Source organism: Lapillicoccus sp. (genome assembly GCF_036559105.1).
Lineage (GTDB): Bacteria > Actinomycetota > Actinomycetes > Actinomycetales > Dermatophilaceae > Lapillicoccus.
Map to the genome: position 1 here is coordinate 1 of NZ_DATBTV010000161.1, position 6,089 is coordinate 6,089.

At 69.8% G+C, this 6,089-nt stretch carries 7 protein-coding genes; 3 read left to right on the plus strand and 4 right to left on the minus strand.

The window, feature by feature from the left end:
* A partial coding sequence (locus tag VIG79_RS19065; protein WP_331888559.1) for an APC family permease occupies positions 1–1,041 on the minus strand: 1,041 nt, incomplete at its 3' end.
* Between the two features lie 147 nt (positions 1,042–1,188).
* On the opposite strand from VIG79_RS19065, the gene VIG79_RS19070 reads away from it, so the two are divergent.
* From VIG79_RS19070 to VIG79_RS19080, 3 genes are read left to right on the plus strand one after another with little or no spacing between them, the layout of a single operon-like run.
* A complete protein-coding gene (locus tag VIG79_RS19070) occupies positions 1,189–2,064 on the plus strand; it encodes a sulfurtransferase (RefSeq protein ID WP_414672656.1) in 876 nt (291 codons plus the stop codon).
* Positions 2,061–2,513 (plus strand): SufE family protein, encoded by a 453-nt coding sequence (locus tag VIG79_RS19075; RefSeq protein WP_331888551.1) that lies wholly within the window; start codon positions 2,061–2,063, stop codon positions 2,511–2,513. The genes VIG79_RS19070 and VIG79_RS19075 overlap by 4 nt, the downstream gene beginning before the upstream one ends.
* 39 nt (positions 2,514–2,552) lie before the next feature.
* Entirely contained in the window at positions 2,553–3,380 is an 828-nt protein-coding gene (locus tag VIG79_RS19080; protein ID WP_331888553.1) for a siderophore-interacting protein, read from the plus strand.
* 16 nt (positions 3,381–3,396) lie between these two features.
* Here VIG79_RS19080 and VIG79_RS19085 read toward each other — a convergent pair whose 3' ends face one another.
* The 3 genes from VIG79_RS19085 to VIG79_RS19095 form a co-directional block, all read right to left on the minus strand.
* The gene (locus tag VIG79_RS19085; RefSeq protein WP_331888555.1) at positions 3,397–4,638 is read right to left on the minus strand and encodes a cytochrome P450; all 1,242 of its coding nucleotides are present in this window, start codon (positions 4,636–4,638) and stop codon (positions 3,397–3,399) included.
* 31 nt (positions 4,639–4,669) lie between these two features.
* A complete protein-coding gene (locus VIG79_RS19090) occupies positions 4,670–5,521 on the minus strand; it encodes a tryptophan 2,3-dioxygenase (protein WP_414672657.1) in 852 nt (283 codons plus the stop codon).
* Positions 5,522–5,551: 30 nt separating this feature from the next.
* A partial coding sequence (locus tag VIG79_RS19095; protein WP_331888557.1) for an aldo/keto reductase occupies positions 5,552–6,089 on the minus strand: 538 nt, incomplete at its 5' end.

The following is a 6,089-nucleotide window of genomic DNA, read 5'->3' on the forward strand; positions in this document are numbered from 1 at the left end:
GCTGCTGGCCTGGCTCACGTAGACGATGACCGCGAGCGAGAGGGCGGTCGTGAAGATGATCGCCGCATACGGCGTCCGGCGGGTGCGGTGCACCTTGCCGAGGAACGGCGGCAGCACGGCCTGCCGGGCCATGCCGTAGAGCAGGCGGCTGGCCATGAGCATGTTGATGAGGGCCGAGTTGGCCACCGCGAACAGCGAGATGAACGGCAGGATCTGCTCGACCGGTATGCCAGGGGCCGCGGTCTCGACGACGGTCACCAGCGGGGTGTCACTGTCGGCCAGGACGCCGACGGGAACCAGGGCCACCGAGCAGAGGGCGATGAGGACGTAGATCAGGCCGGTGACCGAGATGCCGGTGATCATCATCTTGGGGAAGATCCGTACCGGGTCCTTGGTCTCCTCGGCCATGTTGACCGAGTCCTCGAAGCCGACCATCGCGAAGAACGCCAGGGAGGTCGCCGCCGTCACCGCGAAGAACGCGCTCTTGTCGCTGGGCGAGTCGAAGACCACGGTTCGCGAGAAGTCGCCCTGGCCGCCGAAGATCGCCCAGAAGCCGACGAGGATGACGAGGAGCAGGCCGGACAGCTCGACCATCGTCAGGACGATGTTGGCCTTGACGCTCTCGCCGACCCCACGCAAGTTCACCAGCGCGATGAGGAGCATGAACGCCAGCGCGATCCCGAGGATCAGGAAGGTGTTCTTGTCGTCGAGCTTGAACCCCTTGGCGAAGTTCGAGGCGAACGCCCGTGACGCGGTCGACGCCGAGGTGATCCCGGAGCACATCACCGTGAACGCGATGATGAACGTGAGGAAGTGGATCCCGAACGCCTTGTGCGCATACAGGGCCGCCCCGGCCGCCTGCGGGTACTTGGTCACGAGCTCGAGGTAGGAGAACGCCGTGATCATCGCCACGGCGAACGCGACGATGAAGGGGGCCCATGCCGCTCCCCCGACCTCGGCGGCCACGTCGCCGGTCAGGGCGTAGACCCCGGTTCCGAGGATGTCGCCCACGATGAAGAGCAGGAGCAGCTTCGGCCCCATGACTCGTTTGAGCTCGGTGCGGTCCTCGCCCTCGGCCGGAGGCGCCTGAGTCGTCTCTGACAATCTCCTGATCCTTCCCTGGGTGCCACCGATCCTGTCGCACGACCGGCGCGAAGGCCACCGGGGCGCGCGTGACACGATGGGATCGTGAGTGACAGCAAGGACTTCTCGCAGTACGCGTCTCCCAAGCGGCTCGTCTCGACCGACTGGCTGGCGGAGCAGATCGCGGACGGCCGGGTGGGCCGACCGGACGGTGTCGTCGTGGTCGAGTCCGACGAGGACGTGCTCCTCTACGACTCCGGTCACATCCCGGGCGCGGTCAAGATCGACTGGCACCTCGACCTCAACGACCCGGTGAAGCGTGACTACGTCGACGGTGAGGCGTTCGCGAAGGTCATGAGCCGCAACGGGATCGGTCGAGACACGACCATCGTCATCTACGGCGACAAGAGCAACTGGTGGGCCGCCTACGCCCTGTGGGTCTTCACCCTGTTCCGGCACGAGGACATCCGGCTGCTCGACGGTGGCCGCGCCAAATGGGTGGCCGAGGGCCGTGAGCTCACGCGCGAGGTGCCCTCCCCGTCTCCGACCGAGTACCCCATCCTCGACCGCGACGACCACCGGATCCGCGCCTTCAAAGACGACGTCATGGCCCACCTCGGCCAGCCGTTGGTCGACGTGCGGTCACCCGGTGAGTACTCGGGCGAGCTCCTGCACATGCCCGACTACCCGCAGGAGGGTGCCCTCCGTGGCGGCCACATCCCCGGGGCGAAATCGGTGCCGTGGGCGCGGGCGGCCAACGATGACGGCACGTTCAAGTCCCGGCAGGAGCTCGAGGCCATCTACGTCGGCGAGCAGGGTCTCGACGCCGACGACGACGTCGTGGCCTACTGCCGCATCGGCGAGCGGTCGTCGCATACCTGGTTCGTCCTGACGCACCTGCTGGGGTTCGAGCGCGTCCGCAACTACGACGGCTCGTGGACGGAGTGGGGCAACTCGGTGCGCGCCCCCATCGAGCGATGACCGAGACGCAGATCCCACTGCCGCCGGCGCTCGAGGAGATCGCCGAGGACTTCTCGTCGGCCTCGTCCAAAGAGAAGCTCCAGCTGCTCCTGGAGTTCAGTGACGAGCTCCCCCCGCTGCCGGAGCGGTATGCGGGTCACGACGAGCTGTTGGAGCGGGTCGACGAGTGCCAGTCCCCGCTGTTCCTCGTCGTCGAGGTTTCCGATGACGATGACCGATCGGTGCACCTGTTCTTCCACGCCCCCGCCGAGTCGCCCACGACCCGAGGGTTCGCCGGGATCCTCCACGAAGGGCTCGACGGACTGCCCGCGGCGGACGTGCTCGCGGTCCCGGACGACGCGCCCTACCGGTTCGGGCTCGGCGAGGCCGTGTCACCACTGCGGCTGCGCGGGATGGTGGCGATGCTGAGCCGGATCAAGCGCCAGGTCAGGATCCGGATCGCGGCCTGACGGTTCGAGGGCCCGGCAAAGTAAGGGTAGCCTTACCTGGTGCCAGACCGCCCCGCCCGTCCGCCGCGCCCGCAGACCGTCCTCACGGTGCTGCGCACCGAGCGCCTCTCGCCGTCCCTCGTCCGCGTGCACGCCGGTGGCCCCGGGTTCGCGACGTTCACCCCCAACGCGTGGACCGACGCCTACGTCAAGATCGTCTTCATCAAGCCCGAGCTCGGGCTCGAGCCGCCGTACGACCTGGCAGCCCTGCGCGAGCGGCTCGCGCCGGAGGACCTTCCGGTGACGCGCACCTACACGGTCCGCTCGGTCGACCCCGAGGCCGGCAGCCTGGCGATCGACTTCGTGGTCCACGGCGACCGCGGCCTCGCCGGCCCGTGGGCGGCGTCGGCTGCGCCGGGCGACCGACTGGTGTTCTCCGGCCCGGGCGGCGGGTATGCGCCGGACGAGACCGCCGACTGGCACCTGTTCGTGGGTGACGAGTCCGCCGTCCCGGCCGTCTCCGCGGCGCTGGCCGCTCTTCCCGCAGACGCGGTCGGCGTCGCGCTCCTCGAGGTGCACGGCCCCGACCACGAGATCGCCGTCGACGCCCCCGCCGGCGTGGAGGTCCGGTGGCTCCACCGCGACGGCGCCGAGGCCGGGACGACGTCGCTGCTCGCCGACACCCTCGCCGGGCTGCCCTGGCGCGGCGGACGCGTCCAGGTGTTCGCGCACGGCGAGCGCGAGGCGATGAAGGCGGTCCGGGACGAGCTGCTGGTCCGTCGCGGCGTGCCGCGGGGCGACCTCTCGCTCTCCGGCTACTGGGCGTTCGGGCGCACCGAGGACCGGTTCCAGGCCGAGAAGCGCGAGCCGGTCGGCGTCGTCCTGTAGTCGGGCGTCCGGGAGCCTAGGACCCGGCCGGGACCGTCGACGGAGGTATGCGCGCCGGCTGGCGGGCGAGCAGCATGAACCGGTCGAGGTCGTAGCCCTGGCTGACCGGGTTCCAGCGGACGCGGGGCGGACCTTCGGCCACGATGTCGCGCCGGAACAGGGCGGAGAGGAAGATCTCGGCCTCCATGATCGCGATCGGACCGCCCGGGCACTTGTGATGGCCGTCCCCGAATCCCATGACGGCCGCCGGAACCCCGCGGGGCAGTGCTCGCTCCGGGCACAATTGGAGCGGTTCGGCACCGGCCACCTCGGCGTCGGCGTTCGCCGCGCGCACGTCGATGTCGACGAGGTCGCCCTCGGCCACGTCGACGCCGCTGTCGCGCCCGTCCAGCCGCACCGCGCGCTCCGCGCGGCGTAGCAGCCGGCCGACGACCGGCTCGAGCCGGAGCGTCTCGTGGAGGAGAGCCGACCGGGACTCGCGGTCCCCGTCCCGGAACCGGGCCAGCAGCTCGGGGTCCTCGAGGAGGTGCCAAGCACCGACGCTGATCAGCTCTCGGGTCGTGACCATCCCCGCCGCACCGTAGGTGATCGACTCGGTGAGGATCTCCAGGTCGCTGAACCCCTGGTCCAGGGTCGCGCTGATGAGATCATCCTGCGGGTGCTTGCGGTGCGCGCGGATCGCCGGCTTGACGTCCTGCCAGTAGAACCGGAACGTCGCCGTATGCGTCCGGAGCAGTCGCGGCAGACCGCGGACCGACAACGTCGTGGACAGCGGGTCGCCGTCGAAGAACGTGTTGAGCCGCCTCGTCATCCCGGGCAGGGACGAGTGGGTGAGGCCCACGACCCGTCCGACCACCTCGACCGCCATCCGCATGGCCAGGTCGGCCAGGTCGGTGCCGCGGTCGGGTCGCACCTGGGCGACGAGACGGTCGGCCAGGTCCTCCATCATCGGCCGGTAGGCCTCGATCGCCTTGGGCGTGAAGAACGGCGCCGAGGCGCGGCGCTGGGTGCGATGGTCGGGGCCGTCGAGGTAGAGGATCGGCGGACGCATGGTGCTCTGCGACCGCACGTTGTCGGCGCCGAACCCGGCCTGGCGGTAGCCGTCCTCGTCGCGCAGCACCTGCCGCGCCAGCTCGAAGGAGCGCACCACTACGCGGTCGCCGTCAGGACCGACGACGCGTTCGACGTCCGGCCCGGCGGTCGCCTCGCTGGGCGGCGTCAGCTTCCGGACCGGGCACCCTCCCGAGACGGCATCCATGAAAGGCGACGCTATCCCTGCCGCGCCCCGGTCACTCCCCGATCTCGGAGCGCACCGCATACAGCTCGGGGAAGAAGGTCAGGTCCAGGGCCCGACGCAGGAAGTCGACGCCGCTCGACCCGCCGGTCCCCCGCTTGTGGCCGATGGTCCGCTCGACGACCTTGAGGTGCCGGAACCGCCACAGCTGCATGTTGTCCTCGAGGTCGACCAGCTCCTCGCACGTCTCGTACACGCCCCAGTGCTCGGCCGGCGCCGCGTACACCTCGCCGAAGACGTGCACGAGCGCCGCGTCGAGGGTGTGCGGCAGCGTCCAGTCCCGGTCGAGCAGGCCCGGCGGCACCGCATACCCGCGGCGGCCGAGGTAGCGGAGGAACTCGTCGTAGAGGCTCGGCTCCCGCAGCAGGGTGTCAAGAAGGCCGTGCGCCGCGGCGTCGTGGTCGAACACCCGCACCATCTCGACGTTCTTGTTGCCCAGCAGGAACTCGACCGCGCGGTACTGCCACGACTGGAACCCCGAGCTGGTCGCGAGGAACGGGCGGATCTGCGCATACTCGCTCGGCGTCAGCGTCGCGAGGACACCCCACTGCTCGATGAGCACCTCCTGGATCCGCTTGACTCGCGCCAGCCGCTTGAGGGCCGGCGCGAGGTCATCGGTCGTGAGGAGCGACCGGGCGGAGCGCAGCTCGTGCAGGAGCAGCTTCAGCCACAGCTCCGACGTCTGGTGCTGGACGATGAACAGCAGCTCGTCGTGCTGGGGCGGCTCGCTGCGCGGGTGCTGAGCCGACAGCAGCTGGTCCAGCGCGAGGTAGTCGCCGTAGGACATGCTGCGGCTGAAGTCGCGCTGGACCTCGGGCTCGATCGGCCTCACGTTCTCGGTCACCACAGCGGTGACCGTATCCCTCCCGGCCGGCGATCAGCTCGGGTTGAAGCGGTCCGGGTCCGGACCGGTGCGCTTGCTGCGGTCGAGGGCGGTGATCTGCGCGACCTCGTCGTCGGTGAGCTCGAACCCGAACAGGTCGAAGTTCTCCTCGATCCGGCTCGGTGTCACGGACTTGGGGATGACGACGTTGCCGAGCTGGAGGTGCCACCGCAGGATCGCCTGCGCCGGAGTCACGTCGTGGGCTCGCGCGATCGCGACGATCGTCTCGTCGTCCAACACGCCCAGGCCGCCGGACGCCAGCGGGCTCCACGCCTCGGTGACGATGCCGTTGGCGGCGTGGAAGTCGCGCAGCTCCTGCTGGACGAGGAACGGGTGCAGCTCGATCTGGTTGATCGCCGGGAACTCCCCCGTCTCGTCGAACAGCCGCTGCAGGTGCGGGATCTGGAAGTTGCAGACCCCGATCGTCGTGATCCGGCCGTCGTCGCGCAGGGCCTGCATGGCCTTCCACGCCTCGGGGTAGCGGTCGGTCTTCGGGAGCGGCCAATGGATCAGGTAGAGGTCCAGCACCTCG

Coding starts and splice junctions, on each gene's coding strand:
- VIG79_RS19075 (WP_331888551.1), top strand. CDS start 2,061: ATGACCGAGACGCAGATCCCACTGCCGCCGGCGCTCGAGGAGATCGCC.
- VIG79_RS19085 (WP_331888555.1), bottom strand. CDS start 4,638: ATGGATGCCGTCTCGGGAGGGTGCCCGGTCCGGAAGCTGACGCCGCCC.